The following is a 14,357-nucleotide window of genomic DNA, read 5'->3' on the forward strand; positions in this document are numbered from 1 at the left end:
TTTTCGCCCCCGCGCCTGATCGTCGCCTGACGGGGCGGCAAAAACTGCTTCAGCTTCCCGTCAGGCGGGGCGCGCTATAAGCTCGGGCCGGAACAAGGACGACACGATGCGCATCCTGCTGATCGAGGACGATGGCGTGCTGGGGGCGGCGGTGGCCGACCAGCTGCGCGCCGATGGCCATGGCGCCGACTGGGCGACGCGGCTTGACGAGGCCGCCGACACGCTGGCGGTGGGCGCCTTCGATCTGGTGCTGCTCGACCTGATGCTGCCCGACGGGCGCGGGATTCCCTTCCTCAGGGCGATGCGGGCGCGGGGCGATGCCACCCCCGTGATCATCCTGACCGCGCTCGATCAGGTCTCGGACCGGATCGAGGGGCTGAATGCGGGCGCCGACGACTATATGGTGAAACCCTTCGATCTCGACGAGCTCTCGGCCCGGATCGGATCGGTGGCCCGGCGCTACGCGGGCAATCCGAACCCGCTGATCCATCTGGGGCCGCTCGAGATCGACCTGGCCGCCAAGGCGGTGCGGCGCGACGGCCGGCCGGTGGCGCTGACCCATCGCGAATGGGCACTGTTCGAGGCCTTCGTGCAGGCGCCGGGGCGGCTGCTGTCCAAGGCGCAGCTCGAGGAGCGGCTCTATTCCTTCGATGACAGCATCGAGAGCAACACCATCGAGGTGCATGTCAGCCGCCTGCGCAAGAAGCTCGGCCGGGCCGTGATCGACACCGAACGCGGGCTCGGCTACCGGCTGGGCAGCCCGTGAGGGGGCCGCGCTCGCTGCAGGGCCGGCTGGCGCTGGCCGTGGGGCTGGCAGTGACCGTGCTCTGGATCGCCGCCGCCGGCGCGACGCTGCGCGAGCTGCGCCACGAGATGGACGAGGTCTTCGACAGCGCGCTGCGCGACGCCGCCCACCGGCTGCTGCCGCTGGCGGTGCGCGCCCATGAGGGCCGGCACCGTGACGAGGACGACCGCCATGACAGCCGCCGCAACCGGCATGCGCGCGACTGGTCCGAACGCATCCGCCAGTTCGACGGCGAGGTCGAGGATCTGAGCTATGTCGTGCGCGACCATGACGGCACGGTCCTGCTGATCTCGGAGGATGCCGATCCGGAGGATTTTCCGCCCTACCACAAGAAAGGCTTCCGCCGGACCGCGACCCACCGGCTGTATTACGACAGGGCGCGCGACGAGGATGTGACCATTGCCGTGGCCGAGCCCCTGTCGCGCCGGGCCGAGGTCGCGCGCGAGATCGCCGCCAATCTGGCGCTGCCGCTGGTGGTGGTGATCCCGCTCAGCCTGCTGGCCATCGTGATCGCGGTGGGCACCAGCCTGCGGCCGGTGCGGGCGCTGCGCCAGTCGCTGGCCGAACGCGGCGCGCGCAATCTCTCGGCGCTTGCCGAGGGCACCCTGCCGAGCGAGCTGCGCCCGATTGTCGGCAGCATCAACGAGCTTCTGACCCGGCTGCGCGCCGCCTTCGAGGCCGAACGCAGCTTTGCCGCCAATGCCGCGCATGAGCTGCGCACCCCGGTCGCGGGCGCCATCGCCCAGGCCCAGCGCCTGCGCGCCGAAACCTCCGACAGCGCCGCCGCCGCCCGGGCAAGCGAGATCGAGACCACGCTGAAACGGCTGAACAGCCTGTCGGAAAAGCTGATGCAGCTGGCCCGCGCCGAGGGCGCGCGGCTGACGGCATCCGACCCCTCCGACCTGCGCCAGGTGCTGGACATCGTGGCAGGCGATCTCGAACGGCTGGGCCGGGCCGGGCGCATCGCGCTGTCGCTGCCCAAGGCGCCGGTCCTGTCCGATCTCGACCCTGATGCCTTCGGCATCCTCTGCCGCAACCTGATCGAGAACGCGCTGAGACATGGCTCCGGGCCGGTCGAGGTCGCCCTTACTGCCGAAGGCGTGCTGTCGGTCGGCAATGGCGGCGATCCGGTGCCATCCGAAGACCTGGCCCGGCTGACCGCGCGCTTTGCCCGCTCGAATGGCGGCGCCGAGGGGGCCGGGCTGGGGCTGGCCATCGTGCGCACCATCGCCGAACGGAGTTCCGGCCGGATCGAGCTGATCTCGCCGCGCCCGGGCCGGGCCGACGGGTTCGAGGCCCGGTTCACCCTGCCCCGGCCGCGCTAGGTTCCGGAACGGTGCCGCGTCGGATCCCGGTCAGGCGCGGGCAGTGGCCAGCGCCAGCCCGTCGACCACTGCGGTGAAGGCCTCCGAGCGGCGGATCTCGGCCCCCGGACAGGCGGCGCGGGCCTCGGTCTCGACCAGCCCCATCAGGCTCGAGCCGCCGACCAGAACCACCGCGCCGATCCGGTCGGGACGAGCCCGGGCCAGCATCAGCGTCTCGTAGATCGCCAGGCGCAGCGGCTCGCGATAGGGCGCAAGCGCCGCGTTCAGCGAGCCCGCGGTGACCGGCGCCCCGAGCCCGGGTTCGATCTGCCCCATCCCGATCCGAGCGGGCACCCCGCCCCGGTTGGCGGCGATTTTGCCCGCCTCGACCGCGAAGGCCAGCTCATGGCCGAGCCGCGCGTCGATCACATGGCCGAGCCGCGCCATCGCCGCCCGGTCGACCGCATGGCGCTCCATGTCCTCGACCGCGCGTTCGGTCTCGCGGTTATAAAGGAAGGGGATCATCGCCCAGGTCGACAGATCGACATAGATCGCCTTCGGCACCGGTAAAAGTCCCTCGCCGAAGCTCCGGCGCAGCGCGCCGCCCAGCCCCAGCAGCGGCATCGCATGGGCCATCGAGACCGCATGGTCGAAATCGGTGCCGCCAAGCCTGATGCCGTGACTGGCCAGGATCTCGATACCGTCCGGACCGGCGCGGAACACCGAGAAATCCGAGGTGCCGCCGCCGATATCGACGATCAGCCCCAGCTCGTCGGGCCGGGCATCGGCGCGCGCAGCCAGCGCCGCCGCCTCGGGTTCGAACCGGAAGTCCACCTCGCGAAAGCCCGCGGCCTCGTAGCAGCCGCGCAGATCGGCCTCGGCGGTGGCGTCGCGGACCGGATCGGCGCTGTGGAAATGCACCGGGCGGCCCGACAGGACCCGCTCGAAGCGGATGCCCGCATCGGCCTCGGCCCTGGCCTTCAGCTCGGCCAGAAAGGCGGTGACGACCTCGGCCAGCGTCCGCCGCCTGCCGCCGATCGGGCGCGCCTCGTGGAAAAGCGGCGTGCCCAGCACGCTTTTCAGCGCCCGCATGTAACGCCCCTCATCGCCCGCGATCAGAGCCTCGGCGGCGGCCGATCCGATCCGCATCGGCGCCCGCTCATCGGGAAAGAACACGGCGGTGGGCAGGGTCTCGGCGCCGGGCTCGATGGCCAGCCGGCGCACCCGGCCCGCCTCCAGAACCGCCGCGGCCGAATTCGAGGTTCCGAAATCGACGGCAAGCATGGCAGAGGTGGCGGGCATGGCGGGGATCCTTCCGGGGGCGGAGCCCGGCGCGCTATCAAAAACCCCGCCTCCCCGCAAGAGACGCCGCGCCCGCCTAGAGACAAGGCTTGAGGCAAGGCTTGGTTTTCGCGCCCTCCGCAGGCATGATTTCCCTTGGGGAAGATATTTCAGGGAGGCATTTTCATGTCACTGGATCTGCTCGTCGCGGCACAGGGCATCGCGGCGGCCGAGCCCGAGCCCGGCCTGCCGCCCGATCGCCTGAGATTTACCCTCGAATACCGTGTCCCGCCCGATTGCACGGTCGAGCGCGGGCGCATGGCCAGGCTTCTGGGGGGCGAGTGTTTCAGCCTCGAGCCACTCGACGATCTGCTGCCCTGCTTTCTGGTGCTGCAATTTCCGGGCATCCGGCGACGGATCGCGCCCGAGACGCTTTTTGCCGCCGCCGACGCGCTGGCCGGAGAGATGGGTCTGGTCTCGGCGGTGCCAGATATCGGCGCCAGCTTCGTCGTCGCGCCCGACGACCCCGAACAGAAAGAAAGCGTGGCCGATGCCTTTCTCGCTTATACCTGCTGGGCCGCGCCCGACGAGACGCTGGCCGATGACTGGGCCATCGAGGCGATCAACGTCAAGCCGGTCTGGGCGCGCGGCATCACCGGGCGGGGCGTGCTGGTGGCCCAGCCCGATACCGGTGTGGCGGATCATCCCGAACTCGCGGGCCTGCTAAGTCTCGGCCAGGCCTGGAACACGCTGACGGCCACGGCCGACCCGACCGACCCGCTCTCGGAAGGCATGAGCAGCCCGGGCCATGGCACCGCGACCGCCTCGACCCTCGCAAGCCGCGCGCCGGGCCGGGTGTTCGGCGCCGCGCCGGGCGCCGAGGTGGTGCCGATCCGCTGCATCGACGCGGTGGTGCTGCGGCTCGACCCGACCCCGGTCGCCCGGGCGATCCTGCATGCGGTGCATATCGGCGCCGATGTGATCTCGATGTCGCTGGGCGGGGTGCTGTATTCGCGGGCGATGGCGGCGGCGCTGGAGCGCGCGGCCGCGGCCGGGATCGTGATCGTCTCGGCGGCGGGCAATTGCGTGCAGCCGGTCACGGTCTATCCGGCACGCGACCCGAACGTGGTCGGGATCGCCGGAACCGACCATCTGGACCAGCCCTGGAAGGGCACCAGTCGCGGCAGCCGGATCGCGGCAGCCGCCCCGGCCGAGAATGTGCGGGTCGCGCGGCGCCGACCCGGCGATGGTGGCCAGGGCACGACCGGGCCGGGTCAGGGCACGTCTTTCGCCGCCGCGCTGACCGCAGGCGTCGCGGCGCTCTGGATCGAGCATCACGGCCGCCAGCCCCTGCGCGACGAAGCCGCCCGGATCGGCCTCACCGTCAACGACCTGTTCCGCACCGCTCTGAAGGCCACCGCGCGGCGGCCCGCGGACTGGCCAGCGGACATGGGTGCCGGCGTCGTCGATGCCGATGCGCTGTTGCGGCTCGAGCTGTCGCGGATCGGGCCGCTTTCGGCCCCCGAAAGCACTGCGCTGCCGCCGGAAGACGCGATCTTTGCCGCGCTGGACGACAGCTACGAGGAGATCGGGACGGGCGCGGGCGACTGGCCCCGGATCGGGGCCGAGGTGATCTATCTGCTGGGCGATGCCTGGCTGCGAGAGAACCGCGCCGCCGGGGTGCCGGTCGAGACCGCCGCCTGCCCGCGCCCGAGCCCGGGGCTGGTGCGGGCGATGCCCGGGCCGGTGATGCGCGGACTGGCCGCGCGGCGGGATGCGGGCGCCTTCACCCCGCCCCTGATCGCGGCCACGGGCCCCTCGGCGCAATATGCGAAGCTGCTGGCGGCAGGCCGGCCCGGCACTGCGGAATCGAGCGCCAATCTGAGCGAAACCGAGGCCCGGGCGCGGCTTGCCGGCGAGGGCGCCGGGCGGCTGATGGCCCGGACCCGCACCTGCTTCGACCGGCTTCAGGCCTGCGGCCTCGGCGATCGCGACGCCCAGGCCCGGGTGCTGGAGGGCGCCGAGGGCGTGATCCGCATGGCCGCCGAGGACCGGCTGCACCAGCTCGACCTGCCCGGCCGGATCGCGCTCGAGGCGCTGGTCCGGGTTCAGGACCGCCCGGCCTTCCGGGTCACCGGCGACAGCGTCGATATCGACGATCCGCTGGCGGGCGACTGGGCACCCTTTCTGGGGCTGGTGGCCGATCTGCCGGACTGGACCCGCTCGGTCGGGCGGATCGACCTCGACGGCACCCATATCGGCAGCGGCTTCCTGATCGCGGGCGGCCGGGTGATGACCAACCGCCATGTGCTGGAGGCCTGCGCCGACGAGCTGACGGGGCCGGGCGGAACGCTCTGGCGCTTCGACCGGGGCGCCGTCACGATCGACTTTTCCGAGACCGCCGATGGCAGCCAGCGCCATGCGCTGAGCGGCGTGGTCATGGCCGGGCCCGACCCGATCGGCGGCGTCGAGCGGCTTGGCCATCTCGACATGGCGCTGCTGAGCCTCGACGCCTCCGCCCCCGGCCTGCCCCGCGCGCTGCCGCTGGCGCGGCAGATGGACGAGGCCGCCGAGATGGTGGTGATCGGCTATCCGGCCCGGCCCGGGACCTCGGCCTTCGTCGATCCGGCGACAGGGGCCATCAGCCGCGAGATCGGCACCCGGCTGCGCGAGATCTTCGGCACAGATTACGGCCGCAAATATGTCGCGCCGGGCCAGGTCATGCAGGGGCCGGGCCGGCTTCCGGGCGACAGCGAAGGCTGGGTTGTCAGCCATGACTGCACCACGCTCGGCGGCAATTCCGGCTCGGTCCTGGTGCAGTTCACCGCCACGCCCGCCGTGGCGGGGCTGCATTTCAGCGGCGCGCCGCTGACCGCCAACAAGGCCCATGCGCTGGGCCAGGTCGACCGGAGCCCGCTCGGGCCGATCCCCGGGGCGACCTGGCTTTAGCGCGCAAGGCCCGGCGCGGTTCCGTCCGCCGCGATCCCGAGGCGACCCTGCGCGCCCCGGGCCTCGTGCGACATTTTCGGGGCTGCCTTGGGGCCGTCCTTCGGGGGCGCCTTGGGTGCAGTCCAGGGCGCAGTGCAAGGCACGGTCCCGGTCGCGGTCCCAGTCGCGGGCGGCACGCCTGAGACCGCTTGCCACGCGCGGCCCACCCCCGTGCTGCCCATCGCCCTTTGCCGGGGCCGGCCGCCTGGCTGCCATAGGAGCGTCCTCATCCGCAGCCGCCCGAGGCCCGAGGGACAGCCCTGCGGATGGCCCCTCCCCCTTCGCCTGCGTGCCCCGGATCGTCGGGCGGAGGGCCACGCGCCGCGCGCGCAGGCCGTCCTCCTCCCGTCGGCTACCAGGCTGCTGAAAAAGGCAATTTGAAGCCGGGATCCTCGTCGACTTCGTTGGCCCCCCGACGCGATCAAGATACTTCAGCGCGATGCGAGAGCCCGAAAGCGCGGTATTCAGTTCCCGGGCCGCTCAGCCTGAGACTTCTTCAGCCGCCTGCTAAGGCCGACCTCTTCCTTCGACCGCACCCTTCTGCCGCTTCCGGCGGCCGAGAAGATGGCGAGGAGCGTCCGCTCGGTCGAGATGCCGGGCATTGGCCGCAGGCCGACCGAGGACGGTCCCGGCGCCTGCTCGCCCCGGCCAGATGCCCGCGTCTGTAGCGTCCGACCGGGTCTCCTGCACCGGCCGTTCTGGCCGGAGAACGCCCGGACTGCCCGGCTTGCACTCGGGCCGACCGCCACAAGGGGGCCGGGGGATCGGGGCGCGTTCCGAGCGGATCGAGCGGGGCAACGGGCCGGAGGCCGGTGCCTAGATCGGCTCGATCAGTTCCGGCCCCTCGGCCCGGGTTGCATTGACCGCCGGCCCGACCCGATGGAGCTGCAGCACCCCGTCACCGGCCGGGCGCATCAGCGCCGCCGCGCCGTGCTCCGCCTCGCCCAGCCAGAGCGGCCAGTCGGCCGGCTCCAGGATCACCGGCATCCGGTCATGGATCTTGGCCATCCGCGCATTGGCCGCGATGGTGACGATGGCGCAGCTCGTCAGGCTGCGGCCCTCGCGCGCCCAGTCCTGCCAGATCGCGGCGAAGGCCAGCGGCGCACCATCGCTGCGGCTGGCATACCAGGGCAGCCGTGACCCTTGCGGCCCTTTCTGCCATTCATAAAAACCCGAGGCCGGGATCAGACAGCGCCGCTGGCGCGCGGCGGCGGCGAAGGCGGGCTTCCGCGCCAGCGTGTCGGCCCGGACATTGATCAGGAGCGGCCCGTCGCCCGGGCTCTTGTACCAGCCCGGCAGGAAGCCCCAGCGCATCGGTCGGAGCCGCCTGTGCCCCTCGGCCGACGTGACCGCCCCGACCGTGTCGGTCGGACAGATATTGAAGTCGGGACCGGCGGGCAGGTCATTGCCGGGCACCGCCCCGAAAGGCGCCGCCAGCGCCTCTGCCGGCATCGTGATCGCGAACCGTCCGCACATGCGCCATGGAAGGCCCGGCGCGGAGGGACTGTCAACAGAGCCGCGCGCTCGGCGCAACCCAGCCGACCGCATCCATGCCCCCCCCTTGCCCTTGCAGAGCGCCGGGGGCTAGATGGGCGCGACCGTTTTCCTGTCCCAAAAGGCTTTGCCATGAACAAGACCCCCCCTGTCGATTTCAACGACCGGATGCTCTCTCTCGGACTTGCCCGGGTGTCGGAAGCTGCCGCAATGGCCTCGGCCAAACTGATCGGCCATGGCGACGAGAAGGCCGCCGACCAGGCGGCGGTGGACGCGATGCGGCGACGGCTGAACCAGCTGGACATCAAGGGCGTCGTTGTGATCGGCGAGGGCGAGCGCGACGAGGCGCCGATGCTGTTCATCGGCGAGGAAGTGGGCACCGGCGAGGGTCCGGCGGTCGACATCGCGCTCGATCCGCTGGAAGGCACCACGCTGACCGCCAAGGACATGCCGAACGCGCTGGCCGTGGTCGCGATGGGCCCGCGCGGCACCATGCTGCATGCCCCCGACGTCTACATGGAAAAGCTGGCGATCGGGCCGGGCTATCCCGAGAACCTGGTCACGCTCGACATGTCGCCCTCGGAACGTGTCAGGGTTCTGGCCGAGGCCAAGGGCGGCAGCGCCGATGACATCACCGTCTGTATCCTCGAACGGCCGCGCCATGAGGACCTGATCGCCGAGGTCCGCGCCACCGGCGCCGCGATCCGGCTGATCACCGATGGCGACGTTGCGGGCATCATGCATTGCGCCGACCGCGGCCGCACCGGCATCGACATGTACATGGGCTCGGGCGGCGCCCCCGAGGGCGTCCTGGCCGCCGCCGCGCTGAAATGCATGGGCGGGCAGATGTGGGGCAGGCTTCTGTTCCGCAACGATGACGAACGCAGCCGCGCGGCCAAGGCCGGGATCACCGATCTGAACCGGGTCTATGCCCGCGACGACCTGGTGCAGGCCGATGTGATCTTCGCCGCGACCGGCGTGACCGACGGCTCGCTCCTGCCGGGGATCAAGCGCGAGGTGGGCTATCTGACCTCGGAGACGCTGCTGATGCGCTCGAAGACCGGGTCGGTGCGGCGGATGTTCTACCGCAACCCCACCAAGTAAGGCATGACACGCGCATATCTCGGGGTCGAGGCTTCGGCCACCGGGCGGCGCTGGGTCGGACCCTCGGAGGAAGAGATGCGCCAGGCCGAGGCTCTGGCGCAATCCACCCTGTTGCCCCCCGCCGTCGCCGCCGTGCTGGCCCGCCGGGAGGTGACGGCAGACACAGCCGCCGCTTTCCTCGACCCCACCCTCAAGGAGTTGCTGCCCGACCCGCGCGCGCTGCGCGACATGGGGCGGGCGGCCGAACGCATCCTCGCGGCGCTGACCGGGCGCCAGCGGATCGCGGTCTTTGCCGATTACGATGTCGATGGCGGCGCCTCGGCGGCGCTGCTGCTGGACTGGCTGCGGGCCATGAGGCACCGCGCCACGCTTTATATCCCCGACCGCATCGACGAGGGCTACGGCCCCAACGTGCCCGCGATGCAGGCCCTGGCCCGCGACCATGACCTGATCGTCTGCGTCGATTGCGGCACCCTCAGCCATGACGCCATCGCCGCGGCGGCTGGCGCCGATGTGGTCGTGCTGGACCACCACCTGGGCGCCGAGACCCTGCCGCCCGCGCTGGCCGTGGTGAACCCCAACCGGCAGGACGAGGATGGCAGCCTCGGCCATCTCTGCGCGGCGGGCGTCGTGTTCCTGCTGCTGGTAGAGCTGAACCGGCAGATGCGCGACGCCGGGATGCGCGGCCCCGACCTGCTGCAATCGCTCGATCTGGTGGCGCTGGCGACCGTGGCCGATGTGGCGCCGCTGATCGGGGTCAATCGCGCGCTGGTGCGCCAGGGGCTGAAGATCATGGCCCGGCGCCAGCGCCCCGGGCTGGTGGCGCTGTCCGACGTGGCGCGGATGGACAGCGCGCCCAAGCCCTACCATCTGGGCTTCCTGCTCGGACCCCGGGTCAATGCCGGCGGTCGGATCGGACAGGCCGATCTGGGCGCGCGGCTGCTGGCCACCGCCGATCCGGACGAGGCCGCCGCGCTGGCCGAACGGCTCGACCGGCTCAACACAGAGCGCCGCGAGATCGAGGCCGGAGTGCGTGCCGCAGCCCTTGCGCAGGCCGAGGAGAGAGGCACCGACGGTCCGCTGGTCTGGGCCGCGGGCGAGGGCTGGCACCCGGGCGTCGTCGGCATCGTCGCGAGCCGCCTGAAGGAGGCCACCAACCGCCCCGCCCTGGTGATCGGCTTCGATGGCGACGAGGGCAAGGGCTCCGGCCGCTCGGTCTCGGGCGTCGATCTGGGCGCGGCGATCCAGCGGCTGGCCTCCGAGGGGCTTCTGGTGAAGGGCGGCGGCCACCGCATGGCTGCTGGGCTGACCGTCGCGCGCGACCGGCTCGAGCCCGCCATGGCGCGGCTTGGCGAGCTTTTGGCCCGGCAGGGCGCGGGCAGGATGGGGCCGGCCGATCTGCGGCTCGACGCGCTGTTGATGCCGGGCGCGGCCACGGTCGAGTTGATCGACGAGATCGAGCGCGCGGGCCCCTTCGGCGCGGGCGCCCCCGCCCCCCGCTTCGCCTTTCCCGACTGCGCCATCCTGCATGTCCGCCGGGTCGGCGACGCCCATCTCAAGCTGAGCTTCGGCGACGGTCTCGGCGCGCGTCTCGATGCCATCGCCTTCGGTGCCTTCGACGGCCCGCTCGGCCCGCTGATCGAGGCCCATGGCGGCGCCCGCTTCCACCTTGCCGGCCGTCTGGAGATCAATTCCTGGAACGGACGGCAGTCGGTCCAGCTGCGTCTGGAGGATGCGGCCCCGGCCGCCTGAGCCCGGCTGCGCGGGGTGGCAAAAATTTCTTTGCGGAAGGTCGAAAAAACCTCTTGCGCCCCCCCGCGGTTTTGCCTACTTACCGCGCCACGCACCGAGCTGGCCCGTTCGTCTATCGGTTAGGACGCCAGGTTTTCAACCTGGAAAGAGGGGTTCGACTCCCCTACGGGCTGCCATCCGGTGCGTGAAAACCCCGAAAATCAGAGACTTAGTCATAAGTTTACAGGTAGCCGTTATCGGTTTACAGGTTTCTTCATTTGTTCTCCCCGGACAGCAGCGCGCCTGGAAGCCTCCCGAGTGTAATGCTCGACCTCCTCAAGCGTGATATGCCCTGTCCAGGCTGCGATCTGATGGACCGTCGCCCCCGCCTCGGCCAGCAGCTTTGCCCTGCTCTTGCGGAGACCATGCGCCGATTTGGCGATTCCCAGCTTCGACGCCGCATTCGATATGACGTGACCCAGCGCCTTTTCGGACCTTGTCGTACCGTAGGCTGTTGCCAGAAAGGTCATGTGCCGTTCCGCTCGAGCCTCAAGTGCCGCGAAGAGCAGCTTGCGATCATCTTCCATCCGGACCGCATAAGCCGGGAGAGGACAAGTCCACGGCACGAAGGCTGGCTCGCCGGTCTTTTTCTGAGTGAATTGCAGCACGCCATCGCGCCCGGCCATCCCTGGGCCGATTTTAACAGCATCGCTGATCCGCGCCCCAGTCCAGAAGACAAGCTCGAAACAAAGGCGCTGTAGGGATCCCAAGGCCCAGTGTGCCCGGAAACGGTCTATCTCGGCATCAGTCCAGGCTGGATGCCCTATCGTCTTGGGAATCGGCTTACGCTTGACAGCGAGCGATGGATCTCGCGCCAGGTATCCGTTGGTTTTCCCCATCGACAGATCATCCGCCACGCCTTGAGACGATCCGCAGCCGCATTCGGGCATAAAGGCGACAGATCCGCTTCGATATCTTGTTCGCGAAGATCCCGCGCGAGAGCATCATCCGCCTGCGCTTTTATTGCCTCCGCATGCCGCCGTATCGTGCGCCGGTAGCTTTCCGACCGAGACAGGTAGTCCCTGCCCCCAAGAAACGCCTCGATCAGCATCGCAATGGTCCCCGGCTTCGCACGGGTGACCTTTGGCGCCGAGGCCAAAGCCGAGGCATAGGCTGCCAGAAACGCCGGGTCGTCCATCGGCAAGTCCGGCAGCCGAACGCGCTTTCCGCCGGGCACCCGAAGATAGCGGTATACCCGCCCGCCCTTGTGAATCGTCTGGATGTGCCGGAGCGTCACGACGCTCGCCGCCCGAACTTGCCATGACATGTGTTCACCTCCGCCGCCGCTCCTTCAGTGGCAAGCGAATCGGCAAATGCGTCAAGATCAAGTCTGTCGAAGAGCCGCTTCGCACCGACAACGCGGCGCGGCAGGTCCAGTGTGCGCAAGGTGCTTTCCGATACCCCCAGATAATGGGCGGCCTGCGGTGCGGGCATCAGGCGGGGCGCAAAGTCACGAGTGATAGCCATCGGCCTTTCCCTCCTTCATGGCGCAATCGACCAGCTCGGCGATGGCGTCGCGGAACGCCTTGTCGGCGGGGTCTTCGACCGGCCTCGGAAAGGCGTCCGAGGCCCAGCAGATACCCCCGCCGCATCCCTGCCCCTCGGTCACCAGCTCGCCGCAGGCGGGGCAGATCCGGGGCTCGGCCGGCGGTTGCCCGGCCTCCGGATCGCCCAGCAACAGCCGCTCCGCGCGGCGCGGGTCATTGGCCAGGCGCAGCCGCCAGCAGAGCTTGACGGCGGCCATCACGCCCGCGCGGTAGCGCAGATCCTCGCCGAGCTCGGCCTCGATCAGCTCGAGCCCCCAGCGCAGCGCGCGCTCGATATCGGGCGCCCAGCTTCCGCCCAGAAGCGAGCTGCGGATCAGGTCGCGGCCGAAGAGCCGGATCACGTCCTTGCAGTCATCGCGGAGGATCAGCCGGGCCTCGGCAGGGGTGACCTCGGCATGGAACCGGCCGAAGCTGCGGGTGAGGGGCTCAGACGGCATCATGGGCCTCCTGTTCTGGCCGGGATGCAGCCAGGTGGGGACAATTGGCGGCGATGATAGCGGCAGCGACGGGCGGGCAGACCGAGTTGCCGCAGCAGCTGATCTGCACATCCTTGGAAAACGGGCGGAAGGTGGGCTCGTCGCTGTCGAGCCCCTCCCAGGCGCCCTCGATCACGTAGTCGGGCGGGAAGCCTTGGGCATTGAACAGCTCGCGCGGGCTCAGCATCCGCATGCCGATGTCGATCACGACGAAGCTCCGGGCCTGCGATCCGGCCACGCTGACCGATCTGGAACGCGCCGCGCGCTTCCTCTATCTGCAGCGGCTCGCCTTCGGCGGCCAGCTCGGCGGGGTCTTCGGGGTCGCGCCCGATCAGAGCGCCCGGTTCAGCCTGGCCAAGCTCGGGCCGCTGCTGGACGCCGCCCATGACCGGCTCGATGGCGTGGTCTTCGAGAACCTGCCCTGGCAGGAGGTGCTGGCGCGCTATGACGGCCCGCAGGCGCTGTTCTATCTCGATCCGCCCTATTGGGGCGGCGAGGACGATTACGGCAAGGGGCTCTTCGACCGCGACCAGTTCGCCGAGCTGGCCGAGCGCCTGGGCCGGATCAAGGGCGCCTTCGTGCTGTCGATCAACGACCGGCCCGAGATCCGCGATCTGTTCGGTGCCTTCCTGATCGAGGAGGTGCGGCTGAATTACTCGGTCTCGAAGAGCGGCGCGACCCCCGCGCGGGAGTTGATCATCGCCAATCGCGAGGTCATGACGGGGCTCGTATGAGTTCCCCCGGGCCGGTCGGCGTTCAACCGGATCCTGGGGGCCCCGGTAAAAGGTCCGTCCCCATGCGCCGTCTCCTGCCCCTGCTTCTGCTGGGCCTGACGCTCCTGACCTGCGCGCCGGTCGCGCGGGTCCCGGAGCTGGCGAGCCCGGCCGCGCCCTATAGCCGCGCGGCCTTCGGCTCGGGCTGGACCGATCCCGACGGCGATTGCCTCGACACCCGGGCCGAGCTGCTGGCGGATCTCTCCACCGTGCCGGTGCGGCTCGCGCCCTCGGGCTGCTCGGTACGCCACGGCCGCTGGTTCGCGCCCTATACCGGACAGGTGATCACCGAGGCGAGGGATCTCGACATCGATCACATCGTGCCGCTGCGCTATGCTTGGGGGCACGGTGCCGCCAGCTGGCCGGCCGGGAAGCGCGCCCGCTTCGCCCGCGATCCCGTCAACCTGCTGCCCGTCAGCGCCTCGGCAAACCGCTCCAAGGGCGCGCGCGGGCTGCTGGACTGGCTGCCGCCCGATCCGGGCTTCCGCTGTCAGTATGTGCTGAGGTTCCGGCGGATCGCCGCGAGCTACGGGCTGCAGCATACCGCGGCGGAGGAGCGGGAGCTGGTGGCGCTGACCGGGCGGCTGTGTAGGACATAAGGGCGGATATTGTTGAAAAAAAACACCCGCTGCGCCCGAGAAGCCATCTTGGGTTGGAACGTTGTTCTGCACTCGGGCCGAAAATGACGTTTTACAAGTCAGGGTCACGCGCAAGCAGAACCGTTTCCCATGAAATGGCACTCCTTGGATGCTCCAGTGAGTTTTTCAACAGTATCGGCGGAGAGCCGACGTTCG

The 14,357-nt window shown here is 70.1% G+C and carries 14 protein-coding genes and 1 tRNA gene; 8 read left to right on the forward strand and 7 right to left on the reverse strand.

Going from position 1 to position 14,357, the window contains the following annotated elements:
* Nucleotides 1-106: 106 nt before the first annotated feature.
* Nucleotides 107-766 carry a response regulator transcription factor gene (locus tag ACK8CO_RS06015; protein ID WP_080615319.1) on the forward strand — a complete coding sequence of 220 codons (660 nt, stop codon included), beginning with the start codon at nt 107-109 and terminating at the stop codon, nt 764-766.
* Complete coding sequence (locus tag ACK8CO_RS06020) at nt 763-2,130, forward strand: ATP-binding protein (protein ID WP_414898511.1); 1,368 nt, start codon at nt 763-765, stop codon at nt 2,128-2,130. The genes ACK8CO_RS06015 and ACK8CO_RS06020 overlap by 4 nt, the downstream gene beginning before the upstream one ends.
* A gap of 30 nt (nt 2,131-2,160) precedes the next feature.
* Here ACK8CO_RS06020 and ACK8CO_RS06025 read toward each other — a convergent pair whose 3' ends face one another.
* A complete protein-coding gene (locus tag ACK8CO_RS06025) occupies nt 2,161-3,411 on the reverse strand; it encodes an Hsp70 family protein (protein ID WP_414898512.1) in 1,251 nt (416 codons plus the stop codon).
* 165 nt (nt 3,412-3,576) lie between these two features.
* Here ACK8CO_RS06025 and ACK8CO_RS06030 point away from each other — a divergent pair, with 165 nt between their 5' ends.
* A complete protein-coding gene (locus ACK8CO_RS06030) occupies nt 3,577-6,339 on the forward strand; it encodes a S8 family serine peptidase (RefSeq protein ID WP_414898513.1) in 2,763 nt (920 codons plus the stop codon).
* A gap of 855 nt (nt 6,340-7,194) precedes the next feature.
* Here ACK8CO_RS06030 and ACK8CO_RS06035 read toward each other — a convergent pair.
* Complete coding sequence (locus ACK8CO_RS06035) at nt 7,195-7,854, reverse strand: SOS response-associated peptidase (RefSeq protein WP_414898514.1); 660 nt, start codon at nt 7,852-7,854, stop codon at nt 7,195-7,197.
* Nucleotides 7,855-8,004: 150 nt separating this feature from the next.
* Between ACK8CO_RS06035 and glpX the strand changes: the two genes are divergently transcribed.
* The 3 genes from glpX to ACK8CO_RS06050 all read left to right on the forward strand — a co-directional run bounded on the left by glpX (nt 8,005) and on the right by ACK8CO_RS06050 (nt 10,904).
* Entirely contained in the window at nt 8,005-8,976 is a 972-nt protein-coding gene (gene glpX, locus ACK8CO_RS06040; RefSeq protein ID WP_080615315.1) for a class II fructose-bisphosphatase, read from the forward strand.
* A 3-nt stretch (nt 8,977-8,979) separates the two neighbouring features.
* Nucleotides 8,980-10,728, forward strand: coding sequence for a single-stranded-DNA-specific exonuclease RecJ (gene recJ, locus ACK8CO_RS06045; RefSeq protein WP_414898515.1), 1,749 nt, complete (start codon nt 8,980-8,982; stop codon nt 10,726-10,728).
* Between the two features lie 101 nt (nt 10,729-10,829).
* Nucleotides 10,830-10,904 (forward strand) — tRNA-Glu (locus ACK8CO_RS06050).
* A gap of 57 nt (nt 10,905-10,961) precedes the next feature.
* On the opposite strand, the gene ACK8CO_RS06055 is transcribed toward ACK8CO_RS06050, so the two are convergent.
* Genes ACK8CO_RS06055 through ACK8CO_RS06075 form a run of 5 tightly spaced genes read right to left on the reverse strand, consistent with a single transcriptional unit; the run spans nt 10,962 to nt 12,998 of the window.
* The gene (locus ACK8CO_RS06055; RefSeq protein ID WP_414898516.1) at nt 10,962-11,606 is read right to left on the reverse strand and encodes a tyrosine-type recombinase/integrase; all 645 of its coding nucleotides are present in this window, start codon (nt 11,604-11,606) and stop codon (nt 10,962-10,964) included.
* Nucleotides 11,531-12,034, reverse strand: coding sequence for a hypothetical protein (locus ACK8CO_RS06060; RefSeq protein ID WP_414898517.1), 504 nt, complete (start codon nt 12,032-12,034; stop codon nt 11,531-11,533). The genes ACK8CO_RS06055 and ACK8CO_RS06060 overlap by 76 nt, the downstream gene beginning before the upstream one ends.
* On the reverse strand, nt 12,001-12,234 hold the full coding sequence (locus ACK8CO_RS06065) for a helix-turn-helix domain-containing protein (RefSeq protein ID WP_075781393.1): 234 nt from the start codon (nt 12,232-12,234) through the stop codon (nt 12,001-12,003). Before ACK8CO_RS06065 ends, ACK8CO_RS06060 begins: the two co-directional genes overlap by 34 nt.
* Entirely contained in the window at nt 12,218-12,751 is a 534-nt protein-coding gene (locus ACK8CO_RS06070; protein WP_414898518.1) for a hypothetical protein, read from the reverse strand. The genes ACK8CO_RS06065 and ACK8CO_RS06070 overlap by 17 nt, the downstream gene beginning before the upstream one ends.
* The gene (locus ACK8CO_RS06075) at nt 12,741-12,998 is read right to left on the reverse strand and encodes a DNA cytosine methyltransferase (protein WP_414898519.1); all 258 of its coding nucleotides are present in this window, start codon (nt 12,996-12,998) and stop codon (nt 12,741-12,743) included. The genes ACK8CO_RS06070 and ACK8CO_RS06075 overlap by 11 nt, the downstream gene beginning before the upstream one ends.
* Here ACK8CO_RS06075 and ACK8CO_RS06080 point away from each other — a divergent pair.
* Nucleotides 12,988-13,524, forward strand: coding sequence for a DNA adenine methylase (locus ACK8CO_RS06080; protein WP_414898520.1), 537 nt, complete (start codon nt 12,988-12,990; stop codon nt 13,522-13,524). The genes ACK8CO_RS06075 and ACK8CO_RS06080 overlap by 11 nt on opposite strands.
* Nucleotides 13,525-13,586: 62 nt before the next feature.
* On the forward strand, nt 13,587-14,162 hold the full coding sequence (locus tag ACK8CO_RS06085) for an HNH endonuclease family protein (RefSeq protein WP_414898521.1): 576 nt from the start codon (nt 13,587-13,589) through the stop codon (nt 14,160-14,162).
* Nucleotides 14,163-14,357 lie beyond the last annotated feature (195 nt).

The sequence above is a fragment of the Rhodovulum sp. HP10 genome, from assembly GCF_047553435.1.
Classification (GTDB): Bacteria; Pseudomonadota; Alphaproteobacteria; order Rhodobacterales; family Rhodobacteraceae; genus Rhodovulum.